Source organism: Citrobacter sp. RHBSTW-00599 (assembly GCF_013784065.1).
In the GTDB taxonomy this organism is placed as follows: Bacteria; Pseudomonadota; Gammaproteobacteria; order Enterobacterales; family Enterobacteriaceae; genus Citrobacter; species Citrobacter braakii.
Map to the genome: position 1 here is coordinate 3,774,841 of NZ_CP056717.1, position 16,413 is coordinate 3,791,253.

Below are 16,413 nucleotides of genomic sequence, written 5' to 3' on the forward strand. Positions count from 1 at the left end.
CTGTGCTGTTAAATATCAATGAGTTATCAATTTGTGCTACATAGATAAAAAACGCACCGATTTAAAAAACCGGTGCGTAATCATCACGAATATGAATTAACTACTGAATTGACGGAACAGCGCTTTGCCTTTTAGCAAACGTGAACCGAGCCATCCGCCGCATAACGAGAGCAACAATGCCCCACAAAGCGGCAACACGACCCACAGTCGCCAGTCTGGCTCCCACGGAAAATCAAACACTCGGGTTTGCAGCACCGCCAGTGCGGTTTCCGCACCGATGGCAGCCACCAGTCCGGCGACCATCCCGAGCATGGCGAACTCGCACCATAGCGTGGTACGCAGCAGCTTCTTACCCGCGCCCAGCGTGCGCCAGACCACCAGTTCCTGATGACGCTGACGCATTCCGACCTGGACCTGCGCTAATAGCAGCAACATACCGCAAGCGGTAACCAGCACCACCATCACCTCCAGTGCCCGGCTCACCTGCTCCAGAACCTGGCTCACCTGTTTGAGGATTGCACCAATATCCAGCAGGCTGATAGTCGGGAATTCGCGGTTAAGCTGCGTCAGCATGCCGTTGCCGTTCTCCCAGCGAAAGCTGGTTAACCAGCTTTGCGGCTGAGCGTCCAGCGCGCCGGAGGGAAAGATAAAGAAGAAGTTGGGGCGCAGGCTTTCCCAGTCCACTTTGCGCAGACTGCTAACCGTGGCGCTGAAATCCTGGGTATCGCCCATAAAGGTTACCCGATCGCCAAGCTTGACGTTCAGCCGTTTCGCCAGCCCCTCTTCCATCGAGACTTCGCCCGCTTTTGGCGGCCAGCTTCCGGCAACGATCGGGTTATGATCCGGTCGGGTATCCTGCCAGGTCAGATTAAGCTCACGGTTCAGCGCCTCATCGTGATTGCCTTCGGTCGGCTTCTCATTGATCGCCGTCAGACGCGCCCGCACAATCGGATAGAACGATTCCGGGATCACCTGATGCTCAGCCAGGAAAGCCTTGAGTGGAACCACCTGTTCGGTGGCAATGTTGATGAGAAAATAGTTCGGGCTTTCCGGCGGCATTTGCTGCTGCCAGCGGTCGAGCAGGTCGCCACGCAGTACCAGCAGCAGCGCCAGCAACATAAAGGAAAGCGAAAATGCCGACAGCTGACTGAGCGTTGACCACGGCTGGCGCAACAGCCGACTGACCGCTAAACGCAGCGGCAGCGAGGTGAGCGTCAGGCCACGCAGCACGTTGAGCAGCATCCAGCCGAGCACCCCGCACAAAAGCGCCAGCACTACCGCTCCGGCCAGCACGGCCCACAGCAGCGGGCTTCCGCCCATCAGTCCGGCGAGCAGGGCAATCACGACTATCAATACCACCGGCAAATAAAACTTCAGCGGCCAGACGTTTGCCACCACGTCACGGCGCAGTACCCGCAGTGGCTGAGTCGCCAGCAGCAAACGGTAAGGGCGTAACCCCACCAGCAGAGAAATGACCGTCATGGTGCCTAATGCCCATAGCCACGGCCAGGGACTGGCAGGCGGCAGTTCGCCGGGCAGTACCGGCTTAAGTAATACCACCAGCACGCGTTCAAACAACAGCCCGAATAACCCTCCGGTCACGCCAGACAGCACCAGCACCATCAGCCATTGACCAACAATCAGCCTGCGCAACTGTGCTCTGCCCGCGCCAAGGGTTTTCAGAATAGCCACCAGATCGTAACGACTGCGGCAGTAATGGCTCATCGCCACGGCAACCGCAGCGACCGCCAGCAGCAGGGTTAGCAGCGCCGACAGCAGCAGGAACTGTTGCGAACGCTCCAGTGATTTCCCCAGCGCCCCTTCATCCTGCTCCAGCCCATACCAGCGCTGTTCAGGCTTTAACTGCGGGAGCAGCCATTTTTCATAGGCTTCCAGTTGCTGCGGTGTCCCGCCAAATTTATAGCGCCAGGTCACCCGGCTTCCCGGCTGGACCGCCGCCGTTTTTTCGACATCCGCCATGTTCATCATCAGGCGCGGCGCTATCTGGAACGGATTAAAACCGGCGTCCGGCTCCTGTACCACTTCCCCGGCGATGCGCAGCGTGGCATCGCCAACGTCGATGGAATCACCGATTTTTAAGTTCAGCAACGCCATCAGACGCGGAGCCAGCAGCACCGAGCCTGGCTGAGGTTTCAGTCCCGGCGGATTGGTTTGCAACGTGCCATACATCGGATACACATCATCCACCGCTTTGACGTTCGCCAACTGCGGCGTATCCCGGGCAAAGGTCATAGTGGCAAAGGTCAGCTGTTCGCCCACTTTCAGGCCACGCTGTCGCGCCTCGTCAATCCACGCTTTCGGCACGGTACGCGAACTTTGTAGCGACCGATCTCCCGCCATAAACTCACGGCTTTGCTGGCTCAACCCTTTTTCCATACGATCGCTGATATTGCCCAGCGCCAGCACGCAGGCCACGGCCAGGCTCAGCGCCAGCCAGACAATCAGTAATGAAGGCGAGCGCCATTCGCGCCAGAACCAGCGTGCAATCATGCCTCCTCCTGCAACTGTCCGTTCACCAGGCGTAAACGCCGATCGCAACGCGCCGCCAGTTGAGAATCATGGGTCACCAGAATCAGGGTGGTGCCATGTTCCCGGTTCAGAGAAAACAGCAGGTCGGCGATTTTGTCTCCGGTCTGGCGGTCCAGATTGCCCGTCGGTTCATCGGCAAACAGCACGTCAGGACGACCGTTAAACGCCCGCGCCAGCGCCACGCGCTGCTGCTCCCCACCGGAAAGCTGGGCCGGAAGATGATCAAGACGTTTTCCCAGCCCCAGTTGCTCCAGCAACGTTTTTGCCCCGTCGCGACTTTTTCCGCTGTTTTCACCGCGCAACAACGCGGGCAACTCGACGTTTTCCAGCGCGTTTAGGGTCGGAATTAACATGAATGACTGGAAGACAAAACCCACGTGTCGCGCCCGCAGCTGTGCCCGGGCTTCTTCATCCATGGTGTGCAGCGCCTGCCCCACCAGGCTGACTTCACCGCTGGTGCCATCGTCCAGCCCGGCGAGGATCGCCAGCAGTGTGGATTTTCCTGAACCCGACTCGCCAATCAGCGCAATGGTCTCGGCGCGTTTGACAACCAGTTCAACTCCGGTAAGGATGGATAGCTCATGATCACCCTGACCGACGGATTTCTTAAGATGATGAACTTCAACAATGTTTTCCGCTGGCATTGGCCTTTCCTGTTCCTGGTCCTGTTAACTTTCCGCGCCGCCGCAGCGGACACGTTATTAATTCTGGGTGACAGCCTGAGCGCCGGATACCGTATGTCCGCCAGCGCCGCGTGGCCTGCGCTACTTAATGATAAATGGCAAACCAAAACGCCTGTGGTGAATGCCAGTATTAGCGGCGACACCTCGCAGCAGGGGCTGGCCCGTCTGCCTGCATTACTGAAGCAGCACCAGCCGCGCTGGGTGCTGGTCGAACTTGGCGGCAACGACGGTCTGCGCGGATTTGCGCCTGCGCAAACCGAACAAACCCTGCGCACGATTCTGCAGGATGTGAAAGCAGCAAATGCCGAACCGCTGCTGATGCAAATTCGTCTGCCGGCAAACTACGGTCGCCGTTATAATGAAAGCTTTAGCGCGATTTATCCAAAACTCGCCAAAGAGTTTGATATACCTCTGCTGCCCTTTTTTATGGAAGAGGTTTATCTGAAACCCCAGTGGATGCAGGATGATGGTATTCATCCTAACCGTGACGCCCAGCCGTTTATTGCCGACTGGATGGCGCAACATCTCACTCCTCTAGTAAATCACGACTCGTAAAACAACGGAGATCCTGACAGGTAAAGTTATGCAAAAATCGGTCTTAATAACAGGATGTTCCAGCGGAATCGGTCTGGAAAGCGCGCTTGAGCTAAAGCGCCAGGGTTTTCAAATTCTGGCAGGCTGTCGCAAACCTGACGATGTGGCGCGTATGAACAGCATGGGATTCACCGGCATATTGCTGGATCTGGATTCACCCGAGAGCGTAGATCGCGCGGCTGATGAGGTGATCGCCCTGACCGATAATCGTTTGTATGGGATCTTTAACAACGCCGGATACGGCGTATATGGCCCACTGCCCACCATCAGCCGCGAGCAGATGGAACAGCAGTTTTCCGCCAACTTCTTCGGCGCACATCAGCTTACCATGCGCCTGTTACCCGCCATGCTACCCCACGGCGAAGGACGAATTGTGATGACCTCGTCGGTAATGGGATTGATCTCAACGCCGGGGCGCGGGGCCTATGCCGCCAGCAAATATGCGCTGGAAGCCTGGTCCGACGCGCTGCGTATGGAGCTGCGCCACAGCGGGATTAAGGTCAGCCTGATTGAGCCTGGCCCTATTCGCACCCGCTTTACCGAAAACGTCAACCAGACCCAGAGCGATGCTCCCGTGGAAAACCCCGGAATTGCCGCGCGTTTTACGCTGGGGCCACAAGCGGTTGTCGCCAAAGTGCGTCATGCGTTTGAGAGCGACAAACCCAAGCTGCGTTATCCGGTTACGCTGGTGACCTGGGCAGTTATGCTACTGAAGCGCCTGTTGCCAGGCCGCATAATGGACAAAATTTTACACGGTTGAGTTGAAGCACGCGCGTCAGCCCCCATGTAACAAGAAATCGACAAAAGAGAGTAACTCCATGTCCACACAGAATATTGTTAACATTAACGAATCGAACCTCCAGCAGACCCTTGAACAGTCGATGACCACGCCGGTCCTGTTCTATTTTTGGTCTGAGCGCAGCCAGCATTGTCTGCAATTAACGCCGGTACTGGAGAGCCTTGTTGCTCAGTACAACGGTCAGTTTATTCTCGCCAAGTTAGACTGCGACGCCGAGCAGATGATCGCCTCCCAGTTTGGTCTGCGCGCGATCCCCACGGTTTATCTGTTCCAGAACGGTCAGCCGGTAGATGGATTCCAGGGCCCGCAGCCGGAAGAAGTTATTCGCGCGCTGCTGGAGAAAGTGTTGCCGAGCGAGGAAGAGCTGAAAGCGCGCCAGGCGATCGAGTTCATCGAAGCCGGCAATCACGCTGATGCGCTGCCGCTGCTGAAAGAAGCCTGGCAGATCTCCAATCAGAGCAGCGAAATTGGCCTGCTGCTGGCGGAAACGCAAATCGCCCTGAACCGTTCTGACGAAGCCGAAGCGGTACTGAAAACTATCCCGTTGCAGGATCAGGACACCCGTTATCAGGGCCTGGTGGCACAGATCGAACTGCTGAAGCAGGCGGCTGATACGCCTGAAATCCAACAGTTGCAGCAGCAGGTCGCCAGCAATCCACAGGATGCGGCGCTGGCAACTCAACTGGCCATTCAGTTACACCAGGTTGGACGTAACGAGGAATCGCTGGAATTGCTGTTCAGTCACCTGAAGAAAGATCTCACTGCAGCCGACGGTCAGGCGCGTAAAACCTTCCAGGAGATCCTTGCCGCACTGGGCACCGGCGATGCGCTGGCCTCGAAATACCGCCGCCAGCTGTACGCGCTGTTGTACTAATCCGCTGCATTTGCCTGATGGCGCTTGTGCTAATCGGGCCTACAATCTCCCCGTAGGCCCGCGCCATCCGGTACTCCATTAGGTTTTTTTCAAATGCGTCACCACCAGTTGGTGACGTGAATTATAGAACTTCCGATAGGTCAGGTAGCAGGCGATAATGGTTGACAGACTGGCGGTCGAAAGCAGCATAAACGTCACCATAATCTGATACTTAATCGCTTTTACCGGATCAATACCTGCAAAGATCAACCCGGACATCATCCCCGGTAAACTCACCAGTCCCACGGTCTTCGCTGAATCGATCGTCGGGATCAGCGAAGCGCGAATACTGTCGCGAATCAGCGGCGCGGAGGCCACTTTCGGCGTCGCACCGAGGCTGAGTTTTTCCTGAATTTGCTGCTGTTCGCTGTTAAACCGCTGCCCCAGATTGTTGTAACACAGCCCTACCGCAACCATCGCGTTGCCTGCAATCATGCCGGAAATTGGGATCACCTGCATTGGGGTAAACTCGATAGAGCCTGACAGAACCAGCACCGCCAGCGTTAACCCCGCCCCCGCCGTGATGGCGATAAATGACGAGAGAAAAGCTTTATCAATATATTTACTGCGCTTTTGCGCGTTATAGGCCGCGTTGAAACAGATAAATAGCACCATCAATAAGGTCAGAATGCTGTGGTTAACGCCGAAAATATATTTCAGCACATAGCCAACGATAATAAGCTGAACCACCGCCCGGCAAACGCTCCAGAGAATATCTTTTTCCAGCGCCAGTTTTTCTTTGTTGCTGATCAGTATCGCGACCACCACCAGCATCATCGCTAACGCCAGTGATTCATTGGTAATATTATGCTCGTTCATTGCTTACTTCCTGCATTTCCCCGGCGTGCGGTTGAAGGGTTATGACATTATCCGCATGATTAATTTCATCTTTGTCGTGCGTCACCCACAGCACAGCAATATTCTTATCGCGAACATAGTGGTGAATTAATTCGTTCACATTCCGTTTATTGGCTTCATCCAGCGCGCTGGTAATTTCATCAAGCAGCAGGATTTTTGGCAGAAACTGTAAATTACGAATTAACGAGACGCGTTGCTTTTCGCCGCCAGACAGCTCATTGATGTTTTTTTTGAGGATCGTTTCGGGTAGCTCAAAACGGGCCAGATCGGCAAGAAACACATCCGGATCCGGACGTTTATCGCGGATTTGCCAGGGGAAAATGAGGTTGTCGTAAACGGTGTCACCAAACAACGCGGGCGTTTGCGCACAATAAGAGACCTGCTGGCGATATGTTTCAGGCTTAAGAGTGTTTATCTCCTTGCCCTCAAAGAGAATTTCACCGGCAGTCGGGCTAATTAATGACGCCACAATCTTGAGTAACGTACTTTTACCGCAACCAGACTGGCCGGTAATCAGCTTAAATTCTCCGGCCCGGAGATCAAAACAGATGTTATTGAGAACCTGCGTCGCCCCTGCCTGCCATGCGACATTTTTTAACTGAAGCAGAATGCTGCTTTCTTCCATTACCAATCCCTTTTTTACCTCTTTCGTGCAGACAGTCTATCCCTGTAATTTATTATAGGGGAGCCCACCCTGATAAATCGGGTATAATTTGACTAATGAGGCAGTAAAGGACAACACAACAGGAGGTTTCATCAATGCTCATTTTTATTCCTATTCTCATTTTTGTCGCGCTGGTCATCGTCGGTGCTGGCGTCAAAATCGTCCCGCAGGGATATCAGTGGACGGTCGAGCGTTTTGGCCGTTACACCAAAACCCTGCAACCGGGTTTAAACCTTGTTGTACCGTTCATGGACCGCATCGGTCGTAAGATCAACATGATGGAACAGGTGCTTGATATCCCCTCTCAGGAAGTCATCTCCAAAGACAACGCCAACGTCGCGATCGATGCCGTCTGCTTTATTCAGGTGATCGACGCGCCAAAAGCGGCTTATGAGGTCAGCAACCTGGAACTGGCGATCATCAACCTGACCATGACCAATATTCGTACCGTTCTCGGCTCGATGGAACTCGATGAAATGCTCTCCCAGCGTGACAACATCAACACGCGCCTGCTGCATATCGTTGACGAGGCCACGAATCCCTGGGGCATTAAAATCACCCGTATTGAAATCCGCGATGTGCGTCCCCCAGCAGAACTTATCGACGCCATGAACGCGCAGATGAAAGCCGAACGTACCAAGCGCGCCTATATTCTTGAAGCGGAAGGGATCCGTCAGGCAGAAATCGTCAAGGCCGAAGGTGAGAAACAGTCGAAAATCCTCAAAGCGGAAGGTGAACGCCAGTCGGCATTTTTACAGGCTGAAGCGCGTGAACGTTCCGCAGAAGCCGAGGCCCGCGCGACGCAGATGGTTTCGGAGGCCATTGCCGCCGGGGATATTCAGGCCGTGAACTACTTCGTGGCGCAGAAATACACCGAAGCGCTGCAGCACATCGGTTCGTCGAATAACAGCAAAGTGGTGATGATGCCGCTGGATGCCAGCAGCCTGATGGGGTCTATTGCCGGGATCGCCGAACTGGTGAAAGACAGCGCCAGCGAACGGAAAAAATCATGATAGCGATGGTTCTGGTGCACCCACACATCTTCTGGCTCAGCCTCGGCGGTCTGCTACTCGCCGCCGAGATGCTGGGCGGTAACGGCTATCTGCTGTGGAGCGGCGTGGCGGCGGTGATTACCGGCCTGGTGGTGTGGCTTATCCCGCTTGACTGGGCGTGGCAGGGGGCGATGTTCGCCGTACTCACCCTGCTGGCGGCCTGGCTGTGGTGGAAGTGGCTGGCAAGGCGTGTACAAGATCAGAAACCCGCCGACAGCCATCTTAACCAGCGCGGGCAACAGTTGGTTGGCCGTCGATTTATTCTGGAAACCGCCCTGGTCAATGGCCGCGGACACATGCGCGTCGGCGACAGCTCATGGCCCGTCAGCGCCCGCGACGATTTGAGCGCCGGAACGCAGGTTGAAGTTATTGCCGTTGAGGGAATTACCCTGATTATTACAGCGGTATCACACTAAAAAGACAGGAAATAAGACTATGGTCAGGAAGACACCCCTTGCCTTTGCCCTTTGCTCATTATTGGTCGCCGCCCCGCAGGTATTCGCCTCTTTCGATATGGAAGACTGCAAATGGAGCGACGACAGCTGCCTGCTGAAAGGCACGCCCACCTTCAACCCGGAAAACGACAGCCGCGATAACCTGCTGCGGCTGCTGAGCCAGGAGAAATCATTTGCTCTGCCGGTGCAGTCGATGCCGGCAGACATCACCCGCTCCCGCGATTTCTATTTTGCGTATCATCCGCAGTGGGATGACATTGCCCCGCAGCCAGCCGCAGCGCAGGTATCTGCCGAAGACAGCCCCCTGTCCCGACAGATAGCCGAACTGAACATTAGCGCAGACGAAATAAACGTCAACGACGCTGAGCTTGAGAACCGTCATGTTTCGAATAATACCGCGAGCGTCAGCGCATTTTTTGCCGCACTGCTGGCCGACTCAACGTTAACGGCAAATCAGCGTCAGGCCCTGGCCCAGGCGCGCACAGGACTGTTATCCGGGGCAACCCGCGAGCAGATTGAGTCATCGCTTGCCACTCTCCCGGCAGATTCTCCAGCTCAGTCCTACAAAAGCTATCTGGCAGCGGCCGCCAGTTTTTATGCCGGTGATTATGCCAGCGCCGAACAGGATTTCGCTCAGCTAGCCAAAAGCGATCGTCCGTGGCTGGCTGAGACCGCGCAATACATGCTGATACGTGCGGCGTTGAACAAAAGCAGCCAGAACAGCGTGGGCGAGTACGGCGATTTTGATATCACAAAAATTAACCGCGAGGACGCTTCTCAGGCTCAGACGCTGGCGCAAGCCTATCTGCAACACTACCCGCAAGGCCTGTACGCCGCTTCCTCGCACGGTATGCTGCGTCGTATCAACTGGTATTTACAGGCGTGGCCGCAATTGGCGGGGTTGTATGAGCAGACGCTTCAGCAATCGGCTGACGCACAGCAACTGCGTGAGATCGTCATCGAATACGATAATGTCTACGGCATGGCGTTCTACGAACAGTCCGTGGTGGAGGCTTTCCCCGATGCGCCGCTTGTCAGCTATATCGAACTGCTGCGCGCGTTGCGCCTGAATAACAACAACAAACCAACGCTGACGCAGGCCCAGCTTGACGCCAGCAAACCGGTGTTTGAGCAGAGCCAAAAACTGCCGCTATGGCGCGATCTGCAGCTGAATCTGTGGCTGGCAACGGGCAACTACGCGGCGATTATTTCGGCAGTTACCCCAGCGCAGAAACTTCCGGCCCACGATACGCTGGCCTTCAGCGAACAGGTGCTGTACGGCGAAGCGCTGATGGGCCAGCAGAAATGGACCACGGCACGTGATTTCTGGCAGACATTGCTGAAGCTCAGCCAGGATAACGAACAGCAGCAGTATGTGCAGGCTAAGCTAGCCGCGACGCTGGTTTATAGCGGCGACGTGGCGGCAATTTTCGCCCCAGAAAGCGCAGTAACCAACCTGCGCTTTCGCTCGCAGGTGCTGAAAACCCAGGCCACGCCTGAACTACTGCGCCAGCAAGCCGTCCACGGTCCTAATAACGAAGAGCGTACCATCGCCCTGCATACGCTGCTGGTGCGGGATCTCACTGAGCATCGCTTTGACGACTGGCTGAATGACAGAAAACTGGCCAGCGCCATTACGCCGCCGGTCATTGGCGAAGCGTTTGATGACGTTAATCTGAGTATTTTCGACTGGAACGGCGACTCTGCCGAGAGCGGTTATACCTGTCGCAGCCTCAATGAAACGGTAACGGTTCTGAGCAAACAAGCACATGATGCCCACGCCCTGAACTGCTTAGGCGAATTTTTCCGCACTACGCAAACCCACGTTGATTTATGGAAAAACAGTTCCGGCAACGATGTGCTTGAATCAGCAATCTCGCGCAAGAAACCGTTCGGCCAGTTCGACAGACAAAGCTACTACCAGCAGGTGATCACATCGCCAAAAGCAGAGGTTGAAGATAAGAGCTTTGCGCTGTATCGCGCCATCATGTGCTATGCGCCGTCAGGCTCTAACGAGTGCGGCGGTGAGGAAGTAGATAAACTACAGCGTAAAGGCTGGTTCACCCAACTGAAAACGCAGTATCCGGGAAGTCCGTGGGCGCAAAAACTCAAATACTACTGGTAACTGCGCTGCTACTCGGCCAGGCGCAGGCGGCGGAAATCGTCGCCGCCCGTGAACATCCGGCCTTCTGGCTATGGTCCGGAGTGAAGGCCAGTGACGAGCTGAAAAACGCACAAACAGTCTATCTGCATCAGGGCGAAGTCTTGGTTCGTTCAGGTAACGTGGTGTTCCAGCGTCTCGGACTGCCGGTTAATCGCCTGACTTTCCCCTCTATCTGGTTGACCGTGCGCTTTACCACACTCGACGTACCGGAGGAGATTCCGGCGCGCATCATACGCTTGATGCAACGCTGGCAAGCGGCCGGGAATCACGTCATCGGCCTGCAGGTTGATTTTGACGCGGCGACCCATCAGCTTGCCGATTACGCCCACTTTCTGCAGCAGTTACGCCAACGGCTACCGACCGAGTTTGCACTTGGCGTAACCGGACTACTGGATTGGGCAAAAACGGGCGACGTCGCCACGCTGAACGCGCTGGCGGTCGATGAACTGGTGGTCCAGAGCTATCAGGGACGTCACACGGTACCAAATTATCAGGCGTATCTGCCCGCCCTCAGTCGTCTGCGCATTCCATTTAAGCTGGGGCTGGTACAAAACGGTAGCCGGGACCCGCAGGCTGAAGCGCAACTTGAGAAATCACCGTGGTACCGCGGCACGGTGGTGTTTATGCTTAATCCGCCACTTCGTTAAGCCTTCGCTTTATGGTGGCAGCAGCCGGAGAGATTATCAATAATCGGGCATTCGGCGCTGTCATCGCCAGGGCAACTCTCCGCCAGCGCCAACAAATGCAAGCGCATAGCCTGCAGCTCGCTGATATGGCGCTCAATGTCCGCCACCTTTTCTAACGTACGCTTTTTCACATCTGCGCTGTGACGCGCCGGATCGTTAAACAGGTTCACCAACTCGCCGCACTCTTCCAGGTTAAAACCAACCTGTCGTGCCTGTCGTAACAGCGTAAGCTCATTCAGATGCTGTTGGTTGTATGTGCGATAGCCATTTTCGCTACGCAGCGGCGGCGTCACTAACCCCTTTTCTTCGTAAAAGCGTATCGCTTTGCTGGTTAAACCGGTTTTTTTCGCAACATCGCTAATATTCACATTTCCCCCGCTGATCTTGTTGGTACTGAGCCACATTATAGCCCACATTGCCGTAATCCTTTACCCAAGAACCCCGCGCATTTTCCACCATCACAGCGATACACAAATCCTTTTAATTCACATTGTTATATCCGATTCAGATCACATTTCAGCATTTATTGACCACGCAAAATTGACTCAAATCAAAAGATGTATTGGTTCCGCACCTTTCATCTTGAACAAAGGGAAACAATTTTATATACAAACGCGAATGATAATGATGATCATTTACATTCAATAAAGGTTCTCTTATGTTGCCACGGATTAACCAAAGGCCATTTATTCTTTCAGCCCTGACATTATGCATGTCCGGCGCTACTTTTGCAGCGACCTCTCCAACACACGGTTCAACGTCCGACGAAGATACGGTGATCGTTACGGCTAACCGCACAGAAAGTAGTCTCTGGGATAGCCCGGCAACCATTCAGGTTATCGATCGCCAGACGCTACAAAATTCCACCAGCGTTTCTCTTGCTGATGATTTACAAGATATCCCCGGCGTCGAAGTTACCGATAACGCTCTCGCAGGTCGGAAACAAATTCGTATCCGTGGCGAAGCTTCTTCGCGGGTGCTGATTTTGATAGACGGCCAGGTCGTCAGCTACCAACGAGCCGGACAAAACTACGGAGCCGGTTTACTGATTGACGAATCCGCGCTGGAACGTATTGAAGTGGTCAAAGGCCCTTATTCTGTCCTCTACGGTTCGCAGGCGATTGGCGGCGTCGTGAACTTTATTACCAAAAAAGGCGGCGATAAGCCTCTGGGTGGTAGCGTTAAGGCTGTTTATAACTCCGCAACGGCAGGATGGGAAGAGTCAGCGGCAGCCTGGGGAAGCATCGGTAACTTTGACTACCGTATCAATGGCAGCTATTCCGACCAGGGGGATCGCGATACACCTGACGGAAGATTGCCCGACACCAACTTCCGTAATAACGGCCAGGGAGTGTGGCTTGGTTACAACCTCGATCGCCACAAAATTGGACTCTCACTCGACCGTTATAAGCTATCCACTCAAACCTGGTTTGACGATCCCGAAGGTCAGTTCGACGACTTTAGCGTCAAAATTCCTAAGCTGGAACGCGAGAAAATCGGTCTTTTCTACGACTACGCGGCCGACGGGGATTACCTGAAGAATATCCATTTTGACGCATATACCCAGACAATAGAGCGCAAATTTGAAAACCGGGTCAAAACGACCCAGATTATCCCCAGCCCGATGATTAAAGCGCTGACGGTAAGCAATCAAACCAATACCAACGACAAACAATATACCCAGGGTGTAACGCTGCAGGGCAATATCTCCCTTCCGGCTAACAACACGCTGGTGATTGGCACCCAGTATCAGCATGACAAAATAAAACAGGACACGGACGGCAGTACGCGCCAGACCGCGGCTACCGGCTTCTTTGATACGCAAACCCGTACCCTGTCATATAACGAAGCGGAACAAAGCAACACCTCACTGTTCGCGCAAAACGACTGGCGCTTTGCCGATGACTGGACGTGGACCGTGGGCGCACGCCAGTACTGGCTGTCTTCGAAACTCAATCGCAACGATACGCAAACTATCCAAAGCAGCGGCACCACCTGGCAATCCACCGGGGGAAATTCCGTTCACGATGATGAACTGGTGACCTCGACCAGCCTGCGCTATTCCGGCTTTGAAGATCTTGAACTCCGGGCTGCATACGCCCAGGGCTATGTCTTCCCCACGCTTACTCAGTTGTTCATGCAGACATCCGCCGGCGGCAGCGTTACCTACGGCAACCCAAACCTGAAGGCGGAACACTCAAATAACTATGAGTTAGGCGCGCGGTATAAAGGGAATATGTGGCTGATTGACGGCGCCATTTATTACTCCGAAGCCAAAGACTATATCGCCAGTCTGGCCTGTTCAGGCCAACCCGTTTGCAACGGCAACACCACCTCTTCCCGCGGCGGCTATTACTACTACGACAACATCGATCGTGCCAAAACCTGGGGCATGGAATTAACCGCAGAATACAACGGCTGGGCGGTTTCCCCCTACCTGAGCGGTAATCTCATTCGCCGTCAATACGAAGGCAACACCATAAAAACCTGGGATACCGGCGAACCCACGCTGACCGGGCGCGTTGGCCTGAAACATACCTGGTTGATGAATGTCGCTAACGTGACGTCCGATGTCTTTATTCGCGCGGCGTCCCGCGCCAAAGATAATACCGGCACCACGGAAATAAACTACCCAGGCTGGGCCACGCTAAACCTCGCATTCAACACTGAGTTTGGTCCGCAGGACCAGTATCAGGTCAACCTCGCGCTCAACAACCTGACCGACAAGCGTTACAGAACCGCGCATGAATCTATCCCAGACGCTGGTTTCAATGCCGCTGTTGGCTTTGCGTGGAATTTCTGACGATGAAAAAACTCATGATTGGCTTACTGAGCCTCGCCTGTGTTTTCAGCGCCCAGTCCGCTGACCGCCTGGTGGTGGCGGGCGGTTCGCTTAGCGAACTGATTTACGCCATGGGCGTCGGCAACCGGGTGGTTGGCGTCGATGAAACCACCTCGTACCCACCTGAAACTGCCGCACTCCCGCATATCGGCTACTGGAAGCAGTTAAGCAGCGAGGGCATTTTATCGCTGCACCCGGACAGCTTTATCACCTGGCAGGATGCAGGCCCTCAAATCGTTTTGGATCAGCTCCGGGCGCAGAAAGTTAACGTCGTTACATTGCCGCGCGTACCGGCCACCGTCGAGCAGATGTACGCCAACATTAGGGAGCTGGCTCAAACGCTGCGCATTCCTGAACAAGGTGAAGCACTGGTCAATCGCCTGCATCAACGTCTGGATCGTGTTCAGCACAGCGTGGCGGCGAAAAATGCGCCGGTCAAAGCCATGTTCATTCTCTCCGCTGGCGGCAGCGCGCCGCAGGTCGCCGGCAAGGGCAGCGTTGCCGATGCCATTATGACCCTTGCAGGCGCACAAAATGTCGCCACCCACGCGCAGTATAAAAGTTACAGCGCGGAGTCGCTGATCGCCGCCAACCCGGAGGTGATCGTGGTGACGTCGCAAATGGTGGATGGCGATCTGGCTCGTCTGAGCGCGATTGCCGGTATTACCCACACTGCGGCCTGGAAAAATCAGCGCATTGTGGCGGTAGACCAGGCGCTGATTCTGGGAATGGGGCCTCGCGTCGCCGATGCGGTTGAAGCCCTGCACCAGCAATTCTGGCCTCACTAACTGGATTTATAAAAAAGAATGAAAACTGAACACTCGCTGAATCTTACCGCGCATTTTGCGCTTGAGGGAAGTCAGCCCTTTAAGGATCGCCGCGCCACAATGCCATGGCGCGGGGCGCTCCCGATTGCCAAAGAGCTATTGTCACAAACCTGGCAGGATGTTATCAGCCAGCCTACCCCGCCGCGTAAACGGCTGGTGTACTTGCATATCCCTTTTTGTGCAACGCATTGTACTTTCTGTGGTTTTTATCAAAACCGGTTCGAAGAAGATCACTGCGCCCGCTACACCAACGCGCTGTTGCGCGAAATCGAGATGGAAGCCGATAGCGCATTACATCAGTCAGCCCCAATTCACGCCCTCTATTTTGGCGGCGGTACGCCTTCCGCGCTGTCAGCACGGGATCTGGGCAGAATCATCACCGCGCTGCGTGAAAAGTTACCGCTGGCACCGGACTGCGAAATTACCATTGAGGGACGAGTGCTCAATTTTGACGATGCGCGAATTGATGCCTGCCTTGACGCTGGCGCCAATCGGTTTTCGATCGGTATTCAATCTTTTAACAGCCGGATCCGCAAGAAAATGGCGCGCACCTCAGACGGCCCGACCGCAATTGCCTTTATGCAGGGGCTGGTAAAACGGGATCGTGCCGCCGTGGTATGCGATCTGTTGTTTGGTCTGCCAGGACAAGATGCAAAACTGTGGGGCGACGATCTGGCGATTGCCCGTGACATCGGCCTCGACGGCGTAGATCTTTATGCGCTGAACCTGATCCCCAATACACCGCTTGGCAAAGCAGTTGAAACCGGGCGCACAACCGTTCCCTCTCCCGCCGAACGTCGCGATCTCTATCTTCAGGGTTGCGATTTCATGGACAGCGCGGGCTGGCGCTGCATCAGCAACAGCCACTGGGCGCGTACCACGCGTGAACGCAATCTGTACAACCTGCTGATTAAACAGGGAGCGGACTGTCTGGCATTCGGCTCAGGCGCCGGGGGATCAGTCAATGGCTATTCCTGGATGGTCGAGCGCAATCTGACGACATGGCATGAATCTATCGCCGCCGGGAAAAAACCGCTAATGATGATGATGCGTACCGCCGAGCATGGTTTCCAGTGGCGACACACTCTCCAGGCGGGCATTGAAACGGCCCGCGTTCCGCTGGATGAACTGACGCCTCATGCACAAAAACTAACCCCGCTACTGACCCAATGGCATGACGCAGGACTGACGCGAGATGCCAGCACCTGCGTGCGCCTGACCAATGAAGGGCGCTTTTGGGCGAGCAATATTTTGCAGTCTCTTGATGAACTTATTCAGGCACTTAACGCGCCGCGCATTGCGGTAGAACAACCATACCAGGAGTGA

The 16,413-nt window shown here is 54.8% G+C and carries 15 protein-coding genes; 10 read left to right on the top strand and 5 right to left on the bottom strand.

Going from position 1 to position 16,413, the window contains the following annotated elements:
- Positions 1-96 precede the first annotated feature (96 nt).
- Both ybbP and ybbA read right to left on the bottom strand, forming a co-directional pair.
- Complete coding sequence (gene ybbP, locus HV243_RS18545) at positions 97-2,511, bottom strand: putative ABC transporter permease subunit YbbP (RefSeq protein ID WP_016152114.1); 2,415 nt, start codon at positions 2,509-2,511, stop codon at positions 97-99.
- Positions 2,508-3,194, bottom strand: a complete 687-nt coding sequence (gene ybbA / locus HV243_RS18550) for a putative ABC transporter ATP-binding protein YbbA (protein WP_016152113.1) — start codon at positions 3,192-3,194, stop codon at positions 2,508-2,510. The genes ybbP and ybbA overlap by 4 nt, the downstream gene beginning before the upstream one ends.
- Here ybbA and tesA point away from each other — a divergent pair.
- From tesA to HV243_RS18565, 3 genes are read left to right on the top strand one after another with little or no spacing between them, the layout of a single operon-like run.
- The gene (tesA, locus tag HV243_RS18555; protein ID WP_085951033.1) at positions 3,162-3,788 is read left to right on the top strand and encodes a multifunctional acyl-CoA thioesterase I/protease I/lysophospholipase L1; all 627 of its coding nucleotides are present in this window, start codon (positions 3,162-3,164) and stop codon (positions 3,786-3,788) included. The two genes, ybbA and tesA, sit on opposite strands and share 33 nt — an antisense overlap.
- Before the next feature lie 28 nt (positions 3,789-3,816).
- Entirely contained in the window at positions 3,817-4,587 is a 771-nt protein-coding gene (locus HV243_RS18560; RefSeq protein ID WP_019076196.1) for an SDR family oxidoreductase, read from the top strand.
- A 58-nt stretch (positions 4,588-4,645) separates the two neighbouring features.
- Positions 4,646-5,500, top strand: coding sequence for a co-chaperone YbbN (locus HV243_RS18565; protein WP_016152110.1), 855 nt, complete (start codon positions 4,646-4,648; stop codon positions 5,498-5,500).
- 78 nt (positions 5,501-5,578) lie between these two features.
- On the opposite strand, the gene fetB is transcribed toward HV243_RS18565, so the two are convergent.
- Both fetB and fetA read right to left on the bottom strand, forming a co-directional pair.
- The gene (gene fetB / locus HV243_RS18570; protein WP_047358028.1) at positions 5,579-6,358 is read right to left on the bottom strand and encodes an iron export ABC transporter permease subunit FetB; all 780 of its coding nucleotides are present in this window, start codon (positions 6,356-6,358) and stop codon (positions 5,579-5,581) included.
- The gene (fetA, locus tag HV243_RS18575) at positions 6,345-7,022 is read right to left on the bottom strand and encodes an iron ABC transporter ATP-binding protein FetA (RefSeq protein ID WP_053389382.1); all 678 of its coding nucleotides are present in this window, start codon (positions 7,020-7,022) and stop codon (positions 6,345-6,347) included. Before fetA ends, fetB begins: the two co-directional genes overlap by 14 nt.
- A 134-nt stretch (positions 7,023-7,156) precedes the next feature.
- Here fetA and HV243_RS18580 point away from each other — a divergent pair, with 134 nt between their 5' ends.
- The 4 genes from HV243_RS18580 to HV243_RS18595 are packed head-to-tail and all read left to right on the top strand — an operon-like array spanning position 7,157 to position 11,379.
- The gene (locus tag HV243_RS18580; RefSeq protein WP_016152106.1) at positions 7,157-8,074 is read left to right on the top strand and encodes an SPFH domain-containing protein; all 918 of its coding nucleotides are present in this window, start codon (positions 7,157-7,159) and stop codon (positions 8,072-8,074) included.
- Entirely contained in the window at positions 8,071-8,529 is a 459-nt protein-coding gene (locus tag HV243_RS18585) for an NfeD family protein (RefSeq protein WP_053389381.1), read from the top strand. The genes HV243_RS18580 and HV243_RS18585 overlap by 4 nt, the downstream gene beginning before the upstream one ends.
- 19 nt (positions 8,530-8,548) lie before the next feature.
- On the top strand, positions 8,549-10,693 hold the full coding sequence (locus HV243_RS18590; protein WP_053389380.1) for a hypothetical protein: 2,145 nt from the start codon (positions 8,549-8,551) through the stop codon (positions 10,691-10,693).
- The gene (locus HV243_RS18595) at positions 10,663-11,379 is read left to right on the top strand and encodes a DUF3142 domain-containing protein (protein ID WP_053389379.1); all 717 of its coding nucleotides are present in this window, start codon (positions 10,663-10,665) and stop codon (positions 11,377-11,379) included. Before HV243_RS18590 ends, HV243_RS18595 begins: the two co-directional genes overlap by 31 nt.
- On the opposite strand, the gene cueR is transcribed toward HV243_RS18595, so the two are convergent.
- Positions 11,376-11,786, bottom strand: a complete 411-nt coding sequence (gene cueR, locus HV243_RS18600) for a Cu(I)-responsive transcriptional regulator (protein WP_029139441.1) — start codon at positions 11,784-11,786, stop codon at positions 11,376-11,378. The genes HV243_RS18595 and cueR overlap by 4 nt on opposite strands.
- A 290-nt stretch (positions 11,787-12,076) precedes the next feature.
- On the opposite strand from cueR, the gene HV243_RS18605 reads away from it, so the two are divergent.
- Genes HV243_RS18605 through hutW form a run of 3 tightly spaced genes read left to right on the top strand, consistent with a single transcriptional unit; the run spans position 12,077 to position 16,413 of the window.
- Positions 12,077-14,221: a TonB-dependent receptor gene (locus HV243_RS18605; RefSeq protein WP_016152101.1), complete on the top strand. Its 2,145-nt coding sequence runs from the start codon at positions 12,077-12,079 to the stop codon at positions 14,219-14,221.
- A gap of 2 nt (positions 14,222-14,223) precedes the next feature.
- Positions 14,224-15,048, top strand: a complete 825-nt coding sequence (locus HV243_RS18610) for an ABC transporter substrate-binding protein (RefSeq protein WP_016152100.1) — start codon at positions 14,224-14,226, stop codon at positions 15,046-15,048.
- A gap of 18 nt (positions 15,049-15,066) precedes the next feature.
- On the top strand, positions 15,067-16,413 hold the full coding sequence (hutW, locus tag HV243_RS18615; protein WP_053389378.1) for a heme anaerobic degradation radical SAM methyltransferase ChuW/HutW: 1,347 nt from the start codon (positions 15,067-15,069) through the stop codon (positions 16,411-16,413).

Bases quoted from the DNA above. Each gene is read 5' to 3' on its own strand.
- ybbP (WP_016152114.1), bottom strand. From the start codon at position 2,511: ATGATTGCACGCTGGTTCTGGCGCGAATGGCGCTCGCCTTCATTACTG.
- tesA (WP_085951033.1), top strand. From the start codon at position 3,162: ATGATGAACTTCAACAATGTTTTCCGCTGGCATTGGCCTTTCCTGTTC.
- ybbA (WP_016152113.1), bottom strand. From the start codon at position 3,194: ATGCCAGCGGAAAACATTGTTGAAGTTCATCATCTTAAGAAATCCGTC.
- HV243_RS18560 (WP_019076196.1), top strand. From the start codon at position 3,817: ATGCAAAAATCGGTCTTAATAACAGGATGTTCCAGCGGAATCGGTCTG.
- HV243_RS18565 (WP_016152110.1), top strand. From the start codon at position 4,646: ATGTCCACACAGAATATTGTTAACATTAACGAATCGAACCTCCAGCAG.
- fetB (WP_047358028.1), bottom strand. From the start codon at position 6,358: ATGAACGAGCATAATATTACCAATGAATCACTGGCGTTAGCGATGATG.
- fetA (WP_053389382.1), bottom strand. From the start codon at position 7,022: ATGGAAGAAAGCAGCATTCTGCTTCAGTTAAAAAATGTCGCATGGCAG.
- HV243_RS18580 (WP_016152106.1), top strand. From the start codon at position 7,157: ATGCTCATTTTTATTCCTATTCTCATTTTTGTCGCGCTGGTCATCGTC.
- HV243_RS18585 (WP_053389381.1), top strand. From the start codon at position 8,071: ATGATAGCGATGGTTCTGGTGCACCCACACATCTTCTGGCTCAGCCTC.
- HV243_RS18590 (WP_053389380.1), top strand. From the start codon at position 8,549: ATGGTCAGGAAGACACCCCTTGCCTTTGCCCTTTGCTCATTATTGGTC.
- HV243_RS18605 (WP_016152101.1), top strand. From the start codon at position 12,077: ATGTTGCCACGGATTAACCAAAGGCCATTTATTCTTTCAGCCCTGACA.
- HV243_RS18610 (WP_016152100.1), top strand. From the start codon at position 14,224: ATGAAAAAACTCATGATTGGCTTACTGAGCCTCGCCTGTGTTTTCAGC.
- hutW (WP_053389378.1), top strand. From the start codon at position 15,067: ATGAAAACTGAACACTCGCTGAATCTTACCGCGCATTTTGCGCTTGAG.